The sequence below is a fragment of the Pseudoalteromonas sp. S16_S37 genome, assembly GCF_014694405.1.
Lineage (GTDB): Bacteria > Pseudomonadota > Gammaproteobacteria > Enterobacterales > Alteromonadaceae > Pseudoalteromonas.
Genome location: NZ_JAAUWV010000277.1, coordinates 1 through 235, shown reverse-complemented (window position 1 = coordinate 235; position 235 = coordinate 1). Strand labels below are relative to the sequence as shown.

Here is a 235-nt window from a genome sequence, read left to right as displayed (position 1 = left end):
GACAATGCCCATTCAAAACTGGCGTCAGGCGATGAGTCGATTTATTATCGAATTCGAGGAACGCCTCGAAAGACATATCAACTAAATGGCAGTTACACAGAATCTGTTACAGGGTCCAACTTTTCGATATTGTGAACAAGGCAGTATAGCTGCCATTGTGCATTGACTTTTACTTGGCCGCGTAATGTGAGCTTATTCATCCCTTTATTCACCGTGATGTTGCCGAACACAGGTT

At 43.4% G+C, this 235-nt stretch carries 1 protein-coding gene; it reads right to left on the bottom strand.

The window, feature by feature from the left end; genetic code table 11:
• Window positions 1–92: 92 nt before the first annotated feature.
• Window positions 93–235 (bottom strand): transposase (locus HC733_RS22895; protein WP_190367235.1); only part of this gene is annotated, 143 nt, incomplete at its 5' end.